25 protein-coding genes and 1 other RNA gene are annotated in these 18,745 nt (G+C 58.6%); 21 read left to right on the forward strand and 5 right to left on the reverse strand.

The genetic code is table 11. The features are described from left to right. Window positions 1–74 precede the first annotated feature (74 nt). The 3 genes from MPRO_RS07580 to phaR all read left to right on the forward strand — a co-directional run bounded on the left by MPRO_RS07580 (window position 75) and on the right by phaR (window position 2,119). Window positions 75–1,241, forward strand: a complete 1,167-nt coding sequence (locus MPRO_RS07580; protein ID WP_067289742.1) for an MFS transporter — start codon at window positions 75–77, stop codon at window positions 1,239–1,241. 61 nt (window positions 1,242–1,302) lie between these two features. Beyond that, window positions 1,303–1,569 (forward strand): DUF6489 family protein, encoded by a 267-nt coding sequence (locus MPRO_RS07585; protein WP_067289745.1) that lies wholly within the window; start codon window positions 1,303–1,305, stop codon window positions 1,567–1,569. A gap of 19 nt (window positions 1,570–1,588) precedes the next feature. Further along, window positions 1,589–2,119, forward strand: a complete 531-nt coding sequence (gene phaR, locus MPRO_RS07590; protein WP_082708538.1) for a polyhydroxyalkanoate synthesis repressor PhaR — start codon at window positions 1,589–1,591, stop codon at window positions 2,117–2,119. Between the two features lie 98 nt (window positions 2,120–2,217). On the opposite strand, the gene phaC is transcribed toward phaR, so the two are convergent. The 3 genes from phaC to MPRO_RS07605 are packed head-to-tail and all read right to left on the reverse strand — an operon-like array spanning window position 2,218 to window position 5,266. Then, the gene (gene phaC / locus MPRO_RS07595) at window positions 2,218–3,285 is read right to left on the reverse strand and encodes a class III poly(R)-hydroxyalkanoic acid synthase subunit PhaC (RefSeq protein ID WP_067289747.1); all 1,068 of its coding nucleotides are present in this window, start codon (window positions 3,283–3,285) and stop codon (window positions 2,218–2,220) included. Next, window positions 3,282–4,277 carry a poly(R)-hydroxyalkanoic acid synthase subunit PhaE gene (locus MPRO_RS07600; protein WP_067289749.1) on the reverse strand — a complete coding sequence of 332 codons (996 nt, stop codon included), beginning with the start codon at window positions 4,275–4,277 and terminating at the stop codon, window positions 3,282–3,284. The genes phaC and MPRO_RS07600 overlap by 4 nt, the downstream gene beginning before the upstream one ends. A gap of 56 nt (window positions 4,278–4,333) precedes the next feature. After that, on the reverse strand, window positions 4,334–5,266 hold the full coding sequence (locus MPRO_RS07605; RefSeq protein WP_067289751.1) for a LysR family transcriptional regulator: 933 nt from the start codon (window positions 5,264–5,266) through the stop codon (window positions 4,334–4,336). Window positions 5,267–5,432: 166 nt separating this feature from the next. Between MPRO_RS07605 and leuC the strand changes: the two genes are divergently transcribed. The 5 genes from leuC to MPRO_RS07630 all read left to right on the forward strand — a co-directional run bounded on the left by leuC (window position 5,433) and on the right by MPRO_RS07630 (window position 10,936). Next, window positions 5,433–6,854 (forward strand): 3-isopropylmalate dehydratase large subunit, encoded by a 1,422-nt coding sequence (leuC, locus tag MPRO_RS07610; RefSeq protein ID WP_067289768.1) that lies wholly within the window; start codon window positions 5,433–5,435, stop codon window positions 6,852–6,854. Window positions 6,855–6,872: 18 nt separating this feature from the next. After that, window positions 6,873–7,520 carry a 3-isopropylmalate dehydratase small subunit gene (gene leuD / locus MPRO_RS07615; protein WP_067289771.1) on the forward strand — a complete coding sequence of 216 codons (648 nt, stop codon included), beginning with the start codon at window positions 6,873–6,875 and terminating at the stop codon, window positions 7,518–7,520. 9 nt (window positions 7,521–7,529) lie between these two features. Continuing rightward, the gene (leuB, locus tag MPRO_RS07620) at window positions 7,530–8,612 is read left to right on the forward strand and encodes a 3-isopropylmalate dehydrogenase (protein ID WP_067289775.1); all 1,083 of its coding nucleotides are present in this window, start codon (window positions 7,530–7,532) and stop codon (window positions 8,610–8,612) included. Window positions 8,613–8,701: 89 nt separating this feature from the next. Further along, a complete protein-coding gene (gene asd, locus MPRO_RS07625; protein ID WP_067289778.1) occupies window positions 8,702–9,814 on the forward strand; it encodes an aspartate-semialdehyde dehydrogenase in 1,113 nt (370 codons plus the stop codon). 105 nt (window positions 9,815–9,919) lie between these two features. Further along, window positions 9,920–10,936 (forward strand): aspartate-semialdehyde dehydrogenase, encoded by a 1,017-nt coding sequence (locus MPRO_RS07630; protein WP_067289780.1) that lies wholly within the window; start codon window positions 9,920–9,922, stop codon window positions 10,934–10,936. A gap of 316 nt (window positions 10,937–11,252) precedes the next feature. Here the strand turns inward: MPRO_RS07630 and MPRO_RS25740 are convergent, their stop codons facing one another. Continuing rightward, window positions 11,253–11,399: a hypothetical protein gene (locus MPRO_RS25740; RefSeq protein WP_158651769.1), complete on the reverse strand. Its 147-nt coding sequence runs from the start codon at window positions 11,397–11,399 to the stop codon at window positions 11,253–11,255. An 8-nt stretch (window positions 11,400–11,407) separates the two neighbouring features. Further along, window positions 11,408–11,893, reverse strand: a complete 486-nt coding sequence (locus tag MPRO_RS25030) for a helix-turn-helix domain-containing protein (protein WP_158651770.1) — start codon at window positions 11,891–11,893, stop codon at window positions 11,408–11,410. Between the two features lie 123 nt (window positions 11,894–12,016). On the opposite strand from MPRO_RS25030, the gene MPRO_RS07640 reads away from it, so the two are divergent. The 13 genes from MPRO_RS07640 (at window position 12,017) to MPRO_RS07695 (ending at window position 18,739) form a co-directional block, all read left to right on the forward strand. Then, a complete protein-coding gene (locus tag MPRO_RS07640; RefSeq protein ID WP_067289784.1) occupies window positions 12,017–12,409 on the forward strand; it encodes a helix-turn-helix domain-containing protein in 393 nt (130 codons plus the stop codon). Further along, window positions 12,402–14,630: a DNA-binding protein gene (locus MPRO_RS07645; protein WP_067289788.1), complete on the forward strand. Its 2,229-nt coding sequence runs from the start codon at window positions 12,402–12,404 to the stop codon at window positions 14,628–14,630. Before MPRO_RS07640 ends, MPRO_RS07645 begins: the two co-directional genes overlap by 8 nt. A 92-nt stretch (window positions 14,631–14,722) precedes the next feature. Next, the gene (locus MPRO_RS07650) at window positions 14,723–15,439 is read left to right on the forward strand and encodes an AAA family ATPase (RefSeq protein ID WP_067289791.1); all 717 of its coding nucleotides are present in this window, start codon (window positions 14,723–14,725) and stop codon (window positions 15,437–15,439) included. A gap of 11 nt (window positions 15,440–15,450) precedes the next feature. After that, the gene (locus MPRO_RS07655; RefSeq protein ID WP_067289794.1) at window positions 15,451–16,002 is read left to right on the forward strand and encodes a hypothetical protein; all 552 of its coding nucleotides are present in this window, start codon (window positions 15,451–15,453) and stop codon (window positions 16,000–16,002) included. After that, window positions 15,999–16,517, forward strand: coding sequence for a hypothetical protein (locus MPRO_RS25465; RefSeq protein ID WP_102136285.1), 519 nt, complete (start codon window positions 15,999–16,001; stop codon window positions 16,515–16,517). The genes MPRO_RS07655 and MPRO_RS25465 overlap by 4 nt, the downstream gene beginning before the upstream one ends. Then, window positions 16,517–16,783, forward strand: a complete 267-nt coding sequence (locus MPRO_RS07665) for a Kil protein family (RefSeq protein WP_067289797.1) — start codon at window positions 16,517–16,519, stop codon at window positions 16,781–16,783. Before MPRO_RS25465 ends, MPRO_RS07665 begins: the two co-directional genes overlap by 1 nt. An 18-nt stretch (window positions 16,784–16,801) precedes the next feature. Beyond that, the gene (locus tag MPRO_RS07670) at window positions 16,802–17,131 is read left to right on the forward strand and encodes a hypothetical protein (protein ID WP_067289800.1); all 330 of its coding nucleotides are present in this window, start codon (window positions 16,802–16,804) and stop codon (window positions 17,129–17,131) included. Next, window positions 17,128–17,754, forward strand: coding sequence for a DUF3164 family protein (locus MPRO_RS07675; RefSeq protein ID WP_067289803.1), 627 nt, complete (start codon window positions 17,128–17,130; stop codon window positions 17,752–17,754). The genes MPRO_RS07670 and MPRO_RS07675 overlap by 4 nt, the downstream gene beginning before the upstream one ends. A gap of 12 nt (window positions 17,755–17,766) precedes the next feature. Next, complete coding sequence (locus tag MPRO_RS07680; RefSeq protein WP_067289806.1) at window positions 17,767–18,006, forward strand: HU family DNA-binding protein; 240 nt, start codon at window positions 17,767–17,769, stop codon at window positions 18,004–18,006. After that, window positions 18,003–18,176: a hypothetical protein gene (locus tag MPRO_RS25745; protein WP_158651771.1), complete on the forward strand. Its 174-nt coding sequence runs from the start codon at window positions 18,003–18,005 to the stop codon at window positions 18,174–18,176. Before MPRO_RS07680 ends, MPRO_RS25745 begins: the two co-directional genes overlap by 4 nt. A gap of 4 nt (window positions 18,177–18,180) precedes the next feature. Next, on the forward strand, window positions 18,181–18,387 hold the full coding sequence (locus tag MPRO_RS07685) for a hypothetical protein (RefSeq protein WP_067289809.1): 207 nt from the start codon (window positions 18,181–18,183) through the stop codon (window positions 18,385–18,387). Then, complete coding sequence (locus tag MPRO_RS07690) at window positions 18,384–18,674, forward strand: HU family DNA-binding protein (RefSeq protein ID WP_067289812.1); 291 nt, start codon at window positions 18,384–18,386, stop codon at window positions 18,672–18,674. Before MPRO_RS07685 ends, MPRO_RS07690 begins: the two co-directional genes overlap by 4 nt. After that, window positions 18,672–18,739, forward strand: an RNA gene (locus MPRO_RS07695) — hammerhead ribozyme type II. Before MPRO_RS07690 ends, MPRO_RS07695 begins: the two co-directional genes overlap by 3 nt. Window positions 18,740–18,745 lie beyond the last annotated feature (6 nt).

Here is an 18,745-nt window from a genome sequence, read left to right on the forward strand (position 1 = left end):
GGGGATTCGCAGTCAATGCGTTACCTGAATGCTTCAGTGGGCTGCTCAGGCCCTGGCAGGCAAGTTTGGCACTAATGTCTGAGCCCATTCCCTACCGGCGCTTGTCCGGTTTCTATTTTTTCTATTTCGCGCTGCTTGGCGCCATAGTGCCCTACTGGCCGTTGTATCTTAAAAGCCTTGAATTTGATGCCCGCACCATCGGTATGCTGATGGCTATTGTGCAGGCGTCCCGTATTCTGGCGCCCAATATCTGGGGCTGGGCGGCGGATCGAACAGGGCGGCGTATCGAGATTGTGCGCTTTGGCAGTGGCATGACGGCCCTGGTGTTTCTGGCGATTTTTTGGCAAGACAGCGCTGCGGGCATTGCCTGGGTCATGTTGGCTTTTTCGTTTTTCTGGAATGCGGTGCTGCCGCAGTTCGAGGTGATTACGCTGCGTCATCTCGGCGCCCAGCGGGCCCGTTACAGCCAGTTGCGGCTCTGGGGCTCCGTGGGCTTTGTGTTGACCGTGGTGGTGCTGGGCTGGGCGCTGGATTTGATTGGCATCGATTGGCTGCCCTGGATCATGCTGGGGCTGATGCTGCTGATCTGGTGCACGAGTCTGCTGGTCGGTGCGTCTGCGCAGGGTACGCGGGAAGCCGCTCAGGGGGAGGGTTTTCTGCACAGGTTGCGCAACCCTCAGGTGATGGCGTTTTACGGTATCGTGTTTTTGGTGCAGTTTGGGCACGGTCCCTATTACGCCTTTTACAGTCTGCTGCTGGAGAGTCTGGGTTACAGTCGCGGGCAGATAGGGCTGCTGTGGGCGTTGGGGGTCATCGCCGAAATTCTGGTGTTTGCCATCATGCACCGGCTGATCGGTCGCTTTGGCATCCGTACTCTGATGCTGATCAGCCTCTGGCTCTGTGTGCTGCGCTGGTTGCTGATCGCCTGGGTACCTGACTGGTTGCCGTTCATGCTGCTGGCTCAAGTGCTGCATGCTGCGACCTTTGGTTGCCTGCACGCGCTGGGTATCAGTCTGGTACAGCAGTACTTTTCAGAGCGTTCGCAGGGGCAGGGGCAGGCGTTGTTTTCGAGTCTGGGCTTTGGTGCCGGTGGCGCAGCAGGGGCCCTTGCTGCGGGTTTGCTCTGGGATACCCAGGGTTCCGCAGTCGCTTTCATGACTGCAGCTGCAGCAAGTCTGGTGGCGATCATGCTGGCAATAATCTGGATTCGTCCGGAAAAACTGCAGCAAAATGAGCGTTAGATTTGTATTGCAGTGCAGTTATACTATAAATTCAGCTTGGTCGATCGATCTCGGGGACAGTATGAATTTCAAGATTGATGTAGATATGACGCCGGATGAAATGCGCCGGATGCTGGGACTGCCGGATATTGCAGGCTTTCAGCAGGAAATGCTCGACCAGATACGCGAACGTATGGCATCAGGGGCGGATGGTTATGATCCGCTGACCCTGTTCAAGCCCTACATGACCGGTGGTCTGGGTTCGATGGAGGCGCTGCAGCAGATGATGCTGAAGATGATGACTAATTATAAAGGTGCGTCTAAGGAAGCCGGGAAAGCTTCTGACTGATGTTGAGGTCGGATCGCGAATGAGTGAAAGCAACGAGAGAGTGGGTGCCTTGCGCATACTAAGAAAGTATACCAACCGTCGACTTTACGATACGTCAAAGAGTTGTTACGTGACGCTGGAAGACGTCAAGCTGCTGGTACTTAGCGGTGAGGCGTTCCAGGTGCAGGATTCCAAAACCGGCAATGATCTTACGCGCAATATTTTGCTGCAAATCATATCGGAGCAGGAAGCTGAAGGTCACGGTACTTTGCTGACCAATCAGGTGCTGCAGCAGCTGATCCGTTTCTACGGTGACAGTATGCAGGGCATGATGAGTCAGTATATCGAACAGAGTGTCGGGGCCTTTCTCGAGCATCAGGATCGTATTCGCGAGCAAATGCAGAACATGATGGGCGTGGCCAATCCGCTGACGGTGATGAACCGGCTGGCGGATCAGAACATGGCGATGTGGAATATGTTCAAGCCGGGTGGTCGTAACGCCGACGGCGTGGAGGCAGCGGGCGAGGCCGAGAAGCCAAAGCCGGCTGCTTCCAGCAAGCCAGACAAGTAAGTCGATAGAGAGTAGTCGACTGATCTGATTGCGATCTCTGAGGAATCAAACCGCCGCTTTAATGCGGCGGTTTTGTGTCCGCATGTCTGGCATGGCGTTTAGCCGTCGCGCTGCAGCAGCCACTGAGCGATGTGGGGTGCCAGCAGATTTTGCGCACCTTTGCCGACGAAGATGCCAATATGGCCGGCGGCTATCGGCAGGGCTTCGTAGTCGCTGGACGATGTGAGATCGGCGAGCACAGTCGAGGCGGATGGTGGCACCAGGTGGTCCTGTTCGCCATAGATATTGAGCAGTGGCTGGTGGATCTTGTGCAGATCGACGGCCTTGTCACCGATGACGATCTGCCCCAGCACCAGCTTGTTCTGTTGAAAGAAATCCTGAATGAACTGTCTGAAGGCCTCGCCGGCCTGGTCCGGGCTGTCGTGTATCCATTTTTCCATGCGCAGAAAGTTGAGTGCCTTGCCCCGGTTCTGCAGCTGGTCGGGCATGCGCAGTTGCTTCTGAATGCCAAGGCGCATCGGCATCAGTGACTGGTAGGCGTCGTTAAGCATGCTGCCGGGGATGTTGCCGTAGGTTTCCACCGCAAGGTCGGCATCGACCTTCTGCGCCAGATGGCTCAACAGGTTGTCCGGGGTGTGGAAATCCACCGGGGTTACCAGTGTGATCAGGTTTCTTATTTTGTGTCCATGGATTGCGCTGTAACACAGGCTGAAAGTGCCGCCCTGGCAGATGCCCAGCAGGTTGATGCGGTCGTGGCCGCTGCGCTGGCGTACCTGGTCGACACAGTTGTCGAGGTAGTCATTGATGTAGTCATCCAGATCCAGATGGCTGTCGCCGGCATCCGGGTAGCCCCAGTCGAGCAGGTAAAGGTCGATCCCCAGAACAAGCAGCTTTTGTACCAGTGAACGGCGGGTATCCAGATCCAGCACGTAGGGCCTGTTGACCAGGGCATAGCAGATGAGCAACGGCGTTTGACAGCGTTTGGGGGCTTCGCTGACATAATGCAGCAAACGCAGTTTGTCCTGGCGGTAAATCACCTCGCAGGGGGTGGGGCCAACGTCCAGGGCGCGGATCTCGGTCAGGGTTTTGCAGCTGTCAACAAGCTTGCGGTGATGGGCCTGTACTTCTTCGCAGACCTTGTCGGGGTCCAGATCGATTCCCTTCATGCTTGGCGTTTCCTGCCGGTTGCTGGACGCGGGGCGGGCTTTCTGATTTCGCTGCGCAGCGCCTCGAGTTCTGCGCGCAGTGCCTGCATGGCAGTGTTGTCCGGCGCTGTGGCTGTCGCCTCGCGATCTTGCTGTTGCTTCTGCTGTAGTCGCAACTGGCGTACCTGCTTGCGAAGCACATGGGCTTCACGGCGCAGTTGCCGCAATTCATGTTGGGTGGCCAGGCCCGCGGTCTTTAGCCGCGCATCGCGCACCTGTTGGGCGAAGCGGTGCAGGCGCATGTGAGCGTTGGACAGACGCCCGTGGGCGGCCTGAAAGGCGGTGCCAAAGGCCTGCTGACGATAGGCGTGTTCATAGTGCTCGACCCAGAGGTCGTGCAGTCCTGCCAAAGATGTGACAGCGCTATCGGCCTGGGATAACTGAGTGCTGAGCGCGATGGCGCCCTGATGAGTTATCTCGCCTATCTGGCCCAGATACTGTTGCAGTGCCTGCTGGTAGTCCAGCAGCAGCTCTAGTGCCTCCAGGGCCTGGGCTCTGGCATCGCTGGCGGTTGCACCCGATGCAACAAAAAGCCGGCTGAGTGCCTCCAGGGCGGCTCCGTCGAGCAGTTGCTCTGCATCAATGCCCGATGCGTGCAGCAGGCTGGTGAGATTGTCCGGCAGTTTCCAGCTCTGGGTGGCATCCTGGCCCGCCTGTTGCTGCAGTGCATCTAGCCAGTGCTCGATGGTATCTGTCAGTGTCATCCCGGATGACGGGTTTTGCAGGGCCTTGAAAAAGGGCTCGGCATACTGGTTCAGCACAAGGATCTGGCCGGCGAGCTGGGCCAGAATGCGCTGCTGCGGCTCACCGCCCTTGTCACCATTGGGGGTGCTGTCCTTCAAAAAGTCGCCCCAGATCCCGTGCGCTGATAAGTCGTTGGCGGACAGTTGGGCCCAGTAGGCTTGCTGCTGTTCGAGCCACTTTTCCATCAGGGTACGAAAATCGTCGGTCAAAAGGTGTCTCCGGACGCCTTGCTGCGGATGCCCATATTAATACAGCCCTGTGGCCGTTATGAAGCAATGATGCTGCCAGAGTACAGTACTGGCCCTCCGCTGGCCTCCTCAGTTGCGTTTTCGCCCAGTTCACGCAGCATTTCCACAAAGCGGTGGGCGGCATTCGACAGTGTGCGGTCGCGGTGATAGATGTAGCCCAGCTGCCGCACTATGGGGGCCGACCCCAGGTCCAGCACCTTGAGATCCTCATCAATCAGTGACTGTGGCAGCAGGCTCCAGCCAAGGCCAATGCTGACCATCATGCGAATGGTGTCCAGATAGTTGGTGGACATGCCTACATGCAGGGCCAGATTGCGCTGTTCAAACTGTTCGGTAACCAGTTGGCGGGTAAATGTGCTGCTGCCGGGCAGTATGGCGCTGTAGTGTGTCAGTTCCTGCAGCGACAATTGTGTTTTTGTGGCCAGCGGGTGTTCTTTGGCAACGACGTAGTGCAGCGGATCCTGCCAGATGGTTTCTGAGCGGATGTTGGTGTGGGGGTTGGGGGACAGGGTGATAAGCGCGAGCTCCAGATCGCCCTTGAGTATTCCCTCAAAGGCGCGCTCGGACTCATCGAACTTGAGCTCCAGCGTCACTGTCGGGTAGCGCTGGCGATAGGCTTTCAAAATCGGCGGCAGGCGGTGCAGGCTAATGTGATGGCTGGCGGCCAGGCTTAGAGGGCCCTGTACCTCGCCAGATAAATTGCCGATCATGCGCCTGGCGTCGTCCAGCTCCAGCAGAACCCGATTGGCACGTGGCAGCAGTGCGCGTCCTGTCTCGGTCAGGCTGATATGGCGGCCGATACGATCGAACAGGCGGGTGTCGAGCTGGGCTTCCAGCAGGGAGATGCGTTTGCTGATCGCCGACTGGGTCAGAAATAGCTGGCTTGCGGCCTGGGAAAAGGAGCCGGTTTGGGCGACACAGACGAAGGCCTGCAGGGTATGGGTATCCATGGATCATGCTCGCAATAGACTGTTTGTCAGTTTATGTATTCCAGTTTGGAATTCAAACTATAAAAATAACGAATTTGTTTTATGTGAAGCACTGGCATAGGATGCGTCAATGTTGCTGCGGGCGAGTTCCGCAGAGAGTTGTCAGCCGATTTTGGAGGAGCGAAAAATGGCCGGTAAAACGCTGTATGACAAACTGTGGCAAGACCACCTCGTGCGCCAGAATGATGATGGCAGTGCGCTGATTTATATTGATCGACACCTGCTGCACGAAGTGACGTCTCCCCAGGCGTTTGAAGGCCTGCGCATCGCCAATCGCAAGCCCTGGCGCATTGATGCCAACCTGGCCACGCCTGATCACAACGTGCCGACCACGGAGCGCTCCAGCGGCGTGCAGGGCATTGCTGATCCGGTGTCGCGCATCCAGGTGCAGACGCTGGATGACAACTGCGAGTCCTTCGGCATTACCGAATTCAAAATGAACGACCTGCGCCAGGGTATTGTGCACGTTGTAGGCCCGGAGCAGGGCGCGACTCTGCCGGGCATGACTGTGGTCTGTGGCGACTCCCACACCTCGACCCACGGCGCCTTCGCAACGCTTGCGCACGGTATTGGTACCTCCGAGGTTGAACATGTGTTGGCAACCCAGTGCCTGATCACCAAAAAAATGGACAACATGCTGGTGCGCATTGATGGCCAGCTGGGTACAGGTGTTACTGCCAAGGATGTGATTCTGCATGTTATCGGTGTGATTGGCACCGCTGGCGGCACGGGTTATGCGATTGAGTTTGGCGGTTCGGCCATGGCTGGCATCTCGATGGAAGGGCGAATGACGATCTGCAATATGGCGATCGAGGCCGGTGCCCGCGTCGGTCTGGTGGCCTGTGACCAGATCACTGTTGATTATGTCAAGGGGCGTCCCTATTCGCCCAAGGGCGCCAACTGGGATCTGGCGGTAGACGCCTGGAAAAACCTGGTTTCCGATGTTGATGCGCAGTTCGATGCTGTGGTTCAGGTGAATGCGGCGGATATAGAGCCGCAGGTGACCTGGGGCACATCGCCGGAAATGGTCGCCGGTGTCAGTGGCAAGGTGCCCAATCCCGCGGCCCAAACCGATGTTACCAAGCGTGAAGGCTACAGCCGCGCGCTGCAGTACATGGGGCTGCAGGCGGATCAGGACATCACCGCGATTCAGCTGGATCGGGTGTTTATTGGTTCTTGCACCAACTCGCGCATTGAAGATCTGCGTGAAGCGGCTGCAGTCGTGAAGGGTCGCAAGGTTGCCTCGACCCTGAAGCAGGCGCTGGTAGTGCCGGGCTCCGGTCTGGTCAAGGCGCAGGCCGAGGCTGAAGGTCTCGATAAGATCTTTATCGATGCGGGTATCGAATGGCGCGAGCCTGGCTGCTCCATGTGTCTGGCCATGAACCCCGACAAACTGGGCGCGGGTGAGCACTGTGCATCGACCTCGAACCGCAACTTCGAAGGGCGTCAGGGCTTTGGGGGTCGTACCCATCTGGTCAGCCCGGCCATGGCGGCGGCGGCGGCAATTGCCGGTCATTTTGTGGACGTGCGTGAGTTCGTCAAACACTAAGCGCGAAGGAGACCCGCTATGAACAAGTTTAATTTGCATCAGGGCATCGTCGCACCGATGGACCGTGCCAACGTCGACACCGACCTGATCATCCCGAAGCAGTTTCTTAAGTCGATCAAGCGCAGCGGCTTTGGCCCCAACCTGTTTGATGAACTGCGTTACCTTGATGAAGGTCAGCCGGATCAGGACGCGAGCCAGCGTCCGCTGAACCCGGACTTCGTGCTTAATCTGCCGCGTTACAAGGGTGCAAGTGTTTTGCTGGCGCGCAAGAACTTCGGCTGCGGTTCAAGCCGTGAGCACGCCCCCTGGGCGCTGGAAGATTTCGGTTTTCGCGCCATTATTGCGCCGAGCTTTGCCGATATTTTTTACAACAACTGCTTCAAGAACGGCCTGCTGCCGATAGTGCTGGATGAGTCCGTGGTGGATGAGTTGTTTATCGAAGCTCAGGCCGTCGAAGGCTACGAGCTTGCCATCGACCTGGAGCGCCAGCGGGTCTGCAAGCCAGACGGCAGTGAAATCGAATTTAACGTTGATGGCTTTCGCAGGCACTGCCTGCTGAACGGGCTCGACGATATTGGCCTGACGCTGCAGTACGCCGATGATATTCATGCCTACGAGGCGCGCCGTAGCTCGGCAGCGCCCTGGCTGTTCGATACTACGAAATAGGAAATGTTCATGAGCAAGAAAGTTTTGATTCTGCCCGGTGACGGTATTGGCCCGGAGATCGTACGCGAAGCGCGCAAGGTACTCAGCTGCGTAAACAGCCAGTTTGATCTGGGGCTGGAAATCGACGAACAGCTGGTCGGCGGCGCCGCCATTGATGCGACAGGCAAGCCGCTGCCCGATGAAACCCTGGTTGCGGCCAGAGCTGCGGATGCCATTCTGCTGGGTGCCGTGGGTGGTCCCAAATGGGATGCCATACCGGATTTCGCCATTCGCCCGGAAAAGGGTCTGTTGGGCATTCGCTCTGCGCTGGGCCTGTTTGGCAATCTGCGCCCGGCCATTTTGTATCCACAGCTGGCCCATGCTTCCAGCCTCAAGCCTGAAGTGGTTGCAGGACTCGATATCCTCATCGTGCGCGAGCTGACCGGCGGTATCTATTTCGGCCAGCCCCGCGGTGTACGCATCAAGGACGGTGGTGTGCGCGAAGGCTTTAACACCTACGTCTACGATGAGAATGAAATCCGTCGTATCGGTCGTGTAGCGTTTGAAGCCGCGCGGGCGCGCAACAAGCGTCTGTGTTCCGTTGACAAGGCTAATGTGCTGGAAGTGACGGTGCTGTGGCGTGAAGTCATGATCGAGTTGTCGGCGGAGTACCCGGATGTCGAGCTGTCGCACATGTATGTCGATAACGCCGCCATGCAGCTGGTGCGTGCGCCCAAGCAGTTTGATGTGATGGTGACGGGCAACATGTTCGGCGACATACTGTCGGATGCCGCAGCCATGCTGACCGGCTCCATTGGCATGCTGCCCTCGGCATCGCTGGATGTAAATGGCAAGGGCATGTACGAGCCTTGTCATGGTTCGGCGCCGGATATTGCGGGCCAGGGTATTGCCAACCCGTTGGCAACCATCCTTTCAGTCGCTATGATGTTGCGTTACTCTCTGGCGGCGCCAGAAGCTGCAGATAAAATCGAGGCGGCGGTGAGCCAGGTGCTGGATCAGAATCTGCGTACTGCGGACATCATGTCCGCCGGCATGCAGGCGGTCAGTACGTCAGAAATGGGTGATGCTGTGTTGCGTGCGCTGAACGCCTGACCGGCGTCCCTTTTTCAGGGCAGCAAGAAGCCAGCCTGACACAGGCTGGCTTTTGTCGTTGGTTATCTTTCCAATCAGTGGGGAAAAGAATGAAACGTGTAGGTTTTGTAGGTTGGCGCGGAATGGTTGGTTCCGTGCTGATGCAACGCATGAGGGACGAGCGGGACTTCGATCAGATCGATGAGCCTGTCTTCTTCACCACTTCCCAGGTCGGCGAAGCTGGCCCGGATATTGGCAAATCCATCCCGGCTCTGAAAGATGCTCAGGACATTAATGAGCTCAAACAGATGGATGCGATTATTTCCTGCCAGGGTGGCGACTACACCAAGGATGTTTTCCCTCAGCTGCGTGCGGCTGGCTGGAAAGGTTACTGGATTGATGCGGCTTCGTCCCTGCGCATGGATGCCGACAGCCTGATCGTGCTGGATCCGGTGAACCTGAATGTCATCCAGGACGGCCTTAGCCGTGGCGTGAAGAATTTCATCGGCGGCAACTGCACCGTATCGCTGATGCTGATGGGTCTTGGCGGCCTGTTCAAGGCGGGCCAGATTGAGTGGCTGACCTCCATGACCTATCAGGCTGCATCCGGCGGTGGCGCGCGTCACATGCGCGAACTGATCAGCCAGATGGGGATCATTCATGGTTCTGTGGCCGATCAGTTGCATCCCTCCAGTGCCATTCTGGATGTCGACCGCAAGGTGGCGGAAACGCTGCGCAGCGGTCAGATGCCCACGGACAACTTCGGTGTTCCGCTGGCCGGTGGTCTGATTCCCTGGATCGACAGCCCGCTGGAAAACGGCCAGACCCGCGAAGAATGGAAGGGTTTTGCCGAAACCAACAAGATTCTGGGACTGTCGGCGCAGCCTATCCCCATCGATGGCACCTGCGTGCGTATCGGTGCCATGCGCTGCCACAGCCAGGCCTTTACCATCAAGCTGAAGCAGGATATCCCGCTGGACGAAATCGAAGGCATGATTGCCGATGCCAACGACTGGGTGAAACTGGTACCCAACGACCGCGAGCTGACCATGAGCGAACTGACGCCTGCCAAGGTCACAGGTACCCTGTCGGTGCCGGTGGGTCGTGTGCGCAAGATGAACCTCGGCGGTGAATACCTGAATGCGTTCAGCGTCGGCGATCAGTTGCTCTGGGGCGCGGCAGAGCCGCTGCGCCGCATGCTGCGGATCCTGATGGCCGACTAATCACTGCCTTTACGCAGTGGCACAATTTGAACCTGGCGCAGCACTGCTGTCGCCGGGTTTTTCGCCAGCCCGACATGTTCGGGCTGGCCTGCTTTTGGAGATGTGATGAGTCAGACCTATAACGTCGCAGTAGTTGGAGCGACCGGCCTTGTCGGTGAGGCCATGATCGAACTGCTGGAATCCCGTGGTTTTCCGGTTGAAAACCTGTACCCGCTGGGCAGTGATAACTCTGCCGGCGGTGTGGTTTACTTTAACGGCAAATCTCGCCGGATAAAAAATGTTGCCGATTTTGATTTCTCCCAGGTGCAGATAGCGCTGTTTGCGGCGGGCGCCGATGCCGCTGCTCAGTACGCCCCGGTGGCGGTCGAGGCGGGTGCCGTGGTCATCGACAACAGTTCCTGCTTTCGTGATGAACCCGAAGTGCCGTTGATTGTGCCTGAGGTGAACCCTGAGCGTATTCAGGATCACTGTGGCATTATCGCCAACCCCAACTGCTCAACGATTCAGATGCTGGTGGCAATCGCACCTATCTACCGCAGTGTCGGCATTCGTCGTATCAATGTTGCAACCTATCAGTCGGTCTCTGGCGGTGGTCGCAAGGCGGTTGAGGAGCTGGCGCGTCAGACGGCGCTGCTGCTTAATGGGCAGGATATCGATGTGCAGGTATTCCCCAAGCAAATGGCGTTCAACGTGCTGCCGCAAATCGACAGTTTTGACGATAGCGGTTACACGCGCGAAGAAATGAAGATGGTCAGTGAAACGCGCAAAATTCTCGAAGACGAGGATATAGGCGTGAACCCGACCTGTGTGCGTGTGCCGGTGTTCTTCGGTCACAGCGAAGCGGTGCATATCGAAACCCGCGAGCAGATCAGTGCACTGGAAGTGCGTGAAATGCTGCAGATGGCGCCGGGTGTTGAGGTCCTCGACGAAGCTGTCGACGGTGGCTGGGCCACTCCCGTGACCGAGGCGACGGGCAAGGATGCGGTATTTGTCAGCCGTATTCGGGAAGATATTTCCAGCGAAAATGGTATTGATATGTGGGTTGTGTCGGACAACCTGCGCAAGGGGGCGGCCCTTAATGCGGTACAGATTGCCGAGCTGCTGATCCAGTCGGGTCTGTAAAAATGGATTGAAAAGGGCTGCGGCCCTTTTTTTATGCATTTTTTTCTGGCGGGAGTAGCCTTGGTGTAACCCACCACATAGTCTGTTAAATCCAGGGTAAGTGGGATTGGCTCGGATTGAGTGGGAATTCGTGGGTGGGATTGTAGAGAATACGGGGGTTGTAGAAGGGTGGGTGCGGTCGAAGGGGTGAAAATTGCCGATTCAGGCAGTTTGTTAAAAGTACGCGAAAATGGCCTGATCGCACCAGGTGATTTGTGAATAAACAAAGAAGCCCCCAGGTCGCAATGGCCTGGGGGCTTCTTTGTTTAAATGGGGATTAAACGCAGTTTTTTTCGATGGCGATCTGGATGGTGATGTCGCCGTTGATGGTGATGCTGGTGTGGCGGCTGTGGTTTGCCGCTGGCTCACAGGCTCCCTGGTCGCCGAATGCAGCCTGTACGGCTCTGGCTATACGTTCGTCCATAACGCTCCCTATCTAGCTCCTACTCTCAAGAAGGGCAGTATTGTAGCGGTGCTGGGCTGTTTGTCACTGTCTTTAAAGATGTCGTAGAGCGCCAGGACGAGTTCGACCTTCTTTTGTGGCGCAAGCCGCAGCCTGTACTGTTCCATACCTTCCTCTACCGCTGTGAGCACGCTGGCGAAGATAGCGCGGTCGAAGTCGGCCGCCGCTGGCGTTATCGTCTCGCCTGCCTCCCCTGGCCGCATAGGGCCGTTCCCGGTAACTAGCCACTCCAGGTTTGTGCCCGTAGCCTTAGATAGGGCGATTAAGTTCAGCCTGGATGGGTCTGAGCGCCCATTTCGCCATTTTCGTACGACAGACTCTGATATTCCGGCCATTCGTGCGAGTTTTGTCGCACTGCCTGCCTGTTCAATAAGCCTTTCTATACGCGATTCGAACCCGTCACTTTCGGATTCGGAGAATGTGACCGTGACGTCACTTTTATTTTTGCTGGTCACTATCTTTGTAACCCTCTGTATTTACTGGATAAAAATATCTAGATCCTACTAATTCGCACGTTCGTAGAAAATGACCGCACGAATGTGTTGCAGATCGTCTGATCGTACGATATCTTTGTCCACATGAAGACATTACACACCCAAAAAAATGCCAGTCGCGCCAACGACTGGCATTACACAGAGATCGAGAGTGCGGTGAAGCGCCGTTTTGGCAGCTATGCCGGACTTGCCCGGGCCTGGAATGCGGAGCATCCAGACAACAACATCAGCCGGTACACGCTGGTCAAAAGCGCCCGACAGCGCCAGAGCGAACTGGGCGAGACCGTGATCAGCTGGGGCATTGAAGAGCCTGCTGCGGTGATCTGGCCGACACGCTATGACGAAGACGGGGCGCGCATTAAGTACCGCACTCGATCAGAGGCCAAGCATACCGCAGAAACGCCCGCTCGGCCCAGTAAAGCCGAGGTGTTTGATGCGGTCATGGGCATCAATGCGGAGGGCCGCAGTGATGACTAAAGAGTGGCTGACCGCAGACGAGCTGGCGGGCATTGAAGGACTGCCAGCTAGCAAAAGTGGCGTAATCCGTCGGGCGAAAAAAGACGCGTGGGTCAGTCGCCATCGTGCCAAGGGCAAAGGGCTGGAATATCAGCTTGATTCTCTGCCCATTGAGACCCAGCGCGCCCTTGCCAAAAGCGACGCCGAAACCGCCGCGCAGTCACCGATTGCGATACAGGCAAAAGCGACGGTTGCACTGGATAACCGCGCCCGCCAGGGGGCCTCGAAAGAGGCCCAATCCAGCGGCCTTAAACAGCTGATCAACCTGCCTGAGGTTCCGCGTCAGCGGGCCGAAGCACGGTTGCTGATTCTGCAGGCGGGCAAGGCCTTTGTGGCGCCCTACATACGCTCTCGCCAGCAGGTTGCAGGCGAGAAAGCCTTCGCCAAGGCCTACAGCACGCAGGATCTGACACTGCCGAGCTGGGTGTTTGAGACGGTGCCGACGGTGTCCTGGATGAGCCTGAGACGCTGGCAGAAGACGCTGGACGAAGACGGCGCCGCAGCGCTGGCCGGGCGCTACAAGAGTGCGGTGCAGAGCAAGATTGATGAGCAGCCCGACATGGGCAACTTCCTGCGGGCGATCATCACCAGCAAGCCGCATCTGGCGGGTAAAACCTGCCACCTGCGCGAACTGCTGGAAGTGCACAGCGCCAAGAACGGCATGGGCTGGGAGATCCCGAGCCCCTCCAGCATCCGCCGCTGGGTGGTGCAGTGGAGCGCCGATAACCAGGCCGCCATCGCCTATGTGACGGACCCGAACCGCTACAACAGCAAGTACCGCAGCGCGGTGGAGCAGGCCTATCCCTGGATGAGCCAGCCGAATGATATCTGGGAGTTCGACTCGACCCCGGTGGACGCAATGCTAAAGGAAGGGCGGCATTCGATTATCGCGGTGATCGACTGCTTTACCCGGCGGGTAAAGATGATAGTCAGCCCGACATCGGACTCCGAAGGCATCTGCCTGCTGTTGCGCAAGACCCTGCTCGACTGGGGCACGCTCAACGAAGGCGGCGTGGCCAAGACGGACAACGGCTCGGATTACGTGAGCCGGCGCACCACGGGCGTATTCAACCTGCTGGGCATCAATCAGGAGCGCGCCAACCCCTACAGCGGCTGGGAAAAGCCCTTTATAGAGCGCTTTTTCCGCACCCTGAGCCACAGCATTGTCGAGTTGCTGCCGGGTTATATCGGCCACAACGTGGCGGACCGCGAAGTGATTGAAGCGGCCAAGCATTTCGCCCAGCGGCTGGCTGAAAAACGCCGGCCCGAGGCTGAAAAAGAAGGCTTTAACCTGCGTTTAACCCGCGAAGAGCTGCAGGCGTTTCTGGATAACTGGCTGGATGCCTACTACCACCACCGGCCCCACCAGGGCGAGGGCATGAAGGGCATCACCCCATTCAAGAAGTACGCCGATTCCGGCTACAGCCCCTGGGCTGTGAGTGACGAAGGCGCGCTGGATGTGCTGCTGAACCGGGCCGGCACTGCGCGGGTGCTGAAAGGCCGCATCAAGTGTGGCGGGCTGGAATACAGCGCACCTGAGCTGATGGAACACGAGTGGAAGGGGCAGAAAGTGGAAGTGTTTCTGGACCCGAACGACGTGGGCCGGGCCTTTTTGTACCGCGAGGGCAGCTGGGATCTGCGGGTTGAGGCGGTGGATGTACGCATGATCGGCCAGGGCGTGAGCCCGGATGCGTTCCGCGCCAAGAAGCGCGAAGACGCCAAGGCGCTGCGCTCTTTCCGTCGCGAGATGAAGGAGCTAGCCAAGACCTTCGGCGTGGACGGGCTGCACCAGGATGCCATCGACCATTTCACCGACAAAGCCAAGGGCCTGGCGCTGTTCCCGCAGCCGAGCCGCGAACACAGCAACGAGGCCATTGCGGCGCTGAGCAAGACCGCCGATCGGCTGCGCAAGCCCACCGATCCGCAGTATTCCGAGGCCGAAATTGCGCATTTGAAGCGCCAGCGCGAGGCGATTGAAGCCAAGCAGGCGGCCGTGGCGCAGCAGCAGGGCCTGCAGGTACGCAACGAACACGACAAGGCGCGGCTGCTGGCCGAGCAATCGCTTGAGCGTGAGCTGAAACCGAGCGAGCTGGAGTACCTGGCGGATTACAAGCGGCATAACCGCTTTGGCGGGAAACAGATCGACGAAATCATGGCGCGCAAGCAGCACAAGAGTAGCTGAAGCGCGCCACGGGAGAGTGGCCAGAAGGTCACTATCAACGGGCCCCAACTTTTGCTGAGCGCGGGCCCGCCAAACATCAAGGAGAGTAGCAGATGAAAGCAATAGTCGCACCGGTGAAGAACGTGATCGCCACGCAGAATGCGTTCGATTCGCTCTACAACCGATCTTACGGGGTGCCCGGTATTGGGCTGATTCACGGGCCTACCGGCTTTGGCAAGACCACCTCGGTGGCCTACCTGTTCAACCAGGTCAACGGCGTGCTGGTGCGCGCCCGGGCCAACGATACATCGAGCAGCCTGCTGGGGCGCATCGTCTCCGAACTGGGGGCCCAGCCCATGCAGCGCAATGCCCGCATGGTGGATTACATCATCGAACAGATGAGCATGTACGAACGCCCGCTGTTCATTGATGAGGCCGACTACCTGATGGGGGATATCAAGCTTTTGGAGTCTATCCGCGACCTGTACGACGCCACCGAAGTGCCGGTGGTGCTGATCGGCATGGATCAGATCGCCAAGCGCATCAGCTCGCGCAAGCAGTTTTTCAACCGCATCAGCGAGTGGGTGGAGTTCCGCCCGGCGGATCTGGATGACGTGATGGTGATGGCCGATTGCATGCTGGAACGCGGCATCCAGGTGGAAGCCGAGCTGCTGGAGAAGCTGCGGCAATCCGCCAGTGGCGAGATGCGTCGCATCACCATTGGCCTGGCGCAGATCGAGAAGCTGGCCCGCGCCAATGAGCTGGATATCGTCACCATCGGCCACTGGGGGGATCAGCCCTTCCATGGCATGCGCCGGGCCGTGGCGTAGGAGGCTGAAACGTGAGTCAGGCACGACGCAAAGCGTGGACATGGATCGTTAATCAAGCGGATGAGGGCGATGCGGTGAGTCTGTTTACAGCGGTGGAGCTGGCCCATTCGGTGGGCATTGCGCGAGGCCGGGCCAAGCGGTTTATCCGCTTCCTGGAAGAGCACAAGCGCGTGAAGCTGGTGCAGCGTGGGGGCGGCCCTGTGGCCGCAACCTACCGGGTTATCAGTACCGAACCGCTGCAGTTCGACAAGCGCGCCAGCTTTACGCGGGCCAACTCGGCCCGCCAGCGCATTTGGAACAGCTGCCGGATCCTGCGCACCTTCTCCCTGGCTGAACTGGCGGCAACATCGCAGGCGGCCTACGCCACCTGCTGCGCCTACATCAAACGGCTGGAACGGGTGGGGCTGGTGCGCAAGGTCAAGCGCCATGCGCCGGAACATGGGAACTGCGCGCTGTTTCGGCTGAATATCGATGTCGGTCATGCGCACCCGATCGTGCGCAACGACGGCGTATTCTGCCCAGCGCGCAACACCCTGTACCCCTACAAGGAAACACGGACATGAGTGATTGGCTGGAGGTACTGCGCGAACAAGTCGCGACAAGCTCCCAGAGCCGAGTGGCGCTGGAACTGGGAGTCAGCAAGACAATGATCAGCCAGGTGCTGGGCGGGAAATACCCGGCAGAGCCTGCGGATCTGCGCCGCAAGGTCGAAGGCCATTACATGGACCGGACGGTGGAATGCCCGGTGCTGGGGATTATCCCGATACACGAGTGCGAGGCACACCAGCAGCGGCCGTTCTCGGCCACCAACCCCCAGCGGGTGCGGTTGTACCGCGCCTGCCGGGCGGGTTGCCCGAACTCGAATCTGGAAACCACCGCCAAGGCCCAGCGCCAGGCGGTACAGCAGTCCGACACGGGCCTGCGACCTTATCAAACGGATGATCAGATTGCCTTCTGTCGGCGCATGGCCGGCGACAGCGATCGCAAAAACGTGGAACTGCTGGAGCGTGAGTTAAGCCGTATCGCCACCCAGTACAACCTGCTGCTATGGCAGATGCAGCACAAGGAGAGCAAGTGATGACGCGTGCAAATGTTCAAAACGAACACATCGCAGGCCAGCTGGCCAAGGTGAATCTGGCGGTGAATGTACTGGTTAAACGCGGTTTAACGGTCACCGCCATCAGCATCGAAGGCCACAGCCCGCCGATCGAAATTATCCAGGGCCCGGCATGTCGCGAGTTTCGCCAGGCCGTGAGCAAGTGGATCAACAAGAACGGCCGGCGGCAGACCGAGCGCGTGGCAATCGTGGGTGAATGCCAGGTGCGCTGGATCGAACGCAACTAACTGAAGAGGAAAGGAATCATGGCATCAGTTCAGTACTACATCGTTGATTTGGCTAAATCCTCCATTCACTGCCGCCTGGTGTTGCAGCACAGCCTGCGCCCGGCCGGTGGCACCTGTGAGCTGGCCCGCGCCAGGCGGGTGCCTGAAGACGAGGTAAACGCCGCCCTGAGTCGTTACGACAACGGCTCCACCACCCGCGCCATCCTGTGCGATGCCATCGATCAGATGGCCTATGCCGGCAGAACCGACGCCATACCCTGGCGGGAACTGCTGGGGCTGTGCAAGCGGGTGGAAGAAGAGCAACAGGCAGCAAAAGAAACAGCACAACAGCAGAGGGCAAGCGCATGAACAACGCCGTGCAACAACACATCCCCGAGGGCTACCTGATGGACCAGGCAGGGCGCCTGGTGCCGGTGTCCAAAATCGACGAGATCGACCTGACCCGCAACGACCTGGTGGGCGATATCGTCGGCAAGGCGCTGGCGCTGCAGCGCGCCATGGAAGAATTCAAGTTCGCCGTGCTGGGCGATATCGAAGCCTTTATCGAGCTGAGCGCCGAGCGTTACGACGTGCAGCTGGGCGGCAAGAAGGGCAACGTCACCCTCAGCAGCATTGATGGCCGCTACAAGATTCAGCGGGCCATCAGTGAAAGCCTGGTGTTTGACGAACGCCTGCAGGTGGCCAAGGAGTTGATCGACCAGTGCATTCAGCGCTGGGCGCAAGGCTCTGCAGCGGAGATTCAGGCGCTGGTGTCCCATGCCTTTCAGGTCGATAAGGAAGGCAAGATCAGCACCGGCCGTGTGCTGGGGCTGCGTCGCCTGGCGATCGACGACCCGCAGTGGCGCATGGCAATGGACGCCATCGCTGACAGCATCCAGGTCACCGGCAGCAAGACCTATATCCGCATCTATGAGCGCCTGGGCGCGGAGGATAACTTCCGCCCCGTCTCGCTGGATATGGCGTCTCTTTAAAGGGGGTGACCCATGCAAATAATCAACCGGGCGGCACTGGCCGCCCAGCTGGCCGCACAGGCCAGACTCACCCAGGGGCAAGCCGACTCAGCCCTGCAGGCGCTGGAAAAACTGGTGGTGCTGCGTATCAAGCGTGGCGACTGCATACAGTTGGATGGCTTCGGCCTGTTTGAGCGCATCGAGCGCGAACCGGGCCGGCAGGTGCTGATCTTTCGCCCGCACCGCAGCGTGAATGAGGAGATGAACCGATGAGCCTTGCAATGCAAGTCCCCGAAACCGAGCTGATGGACGTACTGGAATGGTCTGAGGAACATGGCCGCCAGCACAGCACAGACCACCCCGAGGGCACCTATGAAGAAGGTGTAAACGACGCACTACGCTGGGCGCTGGGCTACATCCACACCCGGCCAGACGAGGCTTAAAACCATGGCAAAAGTAACCATCGAACTGGAAGACGTGCAGGACGATAACGGCATCAGCCGCGTGCTGACCCGTGTGTGCTGGCACACAAGGGCGCCGCTGAACCTGCCCACCAAGGCGGAAAACTTCGCCCTGGCCGTGGCCCTGGTGGTGGATGGCATGTCCGCCGCCGCCCCAGCAAACCGCCCATTAACAACCGGAGCAAAACAATGAACCAGGCACAGCTGATCGAGCGCATTACTACCGACCTTAAAGCCAGCGGCGTGGCCGTGAGCAAAACCCAGGTTGAAGCCGTGGTCATGCGCCTGGCCGAGACCGTGGCCGACACCCTGGTTGCAGGTGACGAGGTGCTGCTGTCGCGCCTGGGCAAATTCAGCCTGGCACACCGTGCTGCCCGTCTCGTTCGCAACCCGGCCACAGGCGCACCGCTGGCGCTGCCGGAGATGCGGGCCGTGAAATTTAAGCCGCTGAAGGGATTGAAGGATGCGGTCAACGCCTAGCGAAACGCCCGCACTGAGCGGGCGTCTGCCGGGCGTGGTTGCCCGGTACTGATGAGCAGCCAGGGAGCAAT

Origin of the sequence: Marinobacterium profundum (assembly GCF_001528745.1) — a bacterium.
In the GTDB taxonomy this organism is placed as follows: Bacteria; Pseudomonadota; Gammaproteobacteria; order Pseudomonadales; family Balneatricaceae; genus Marinobacterium_A; species Marinobacterium_A profundum.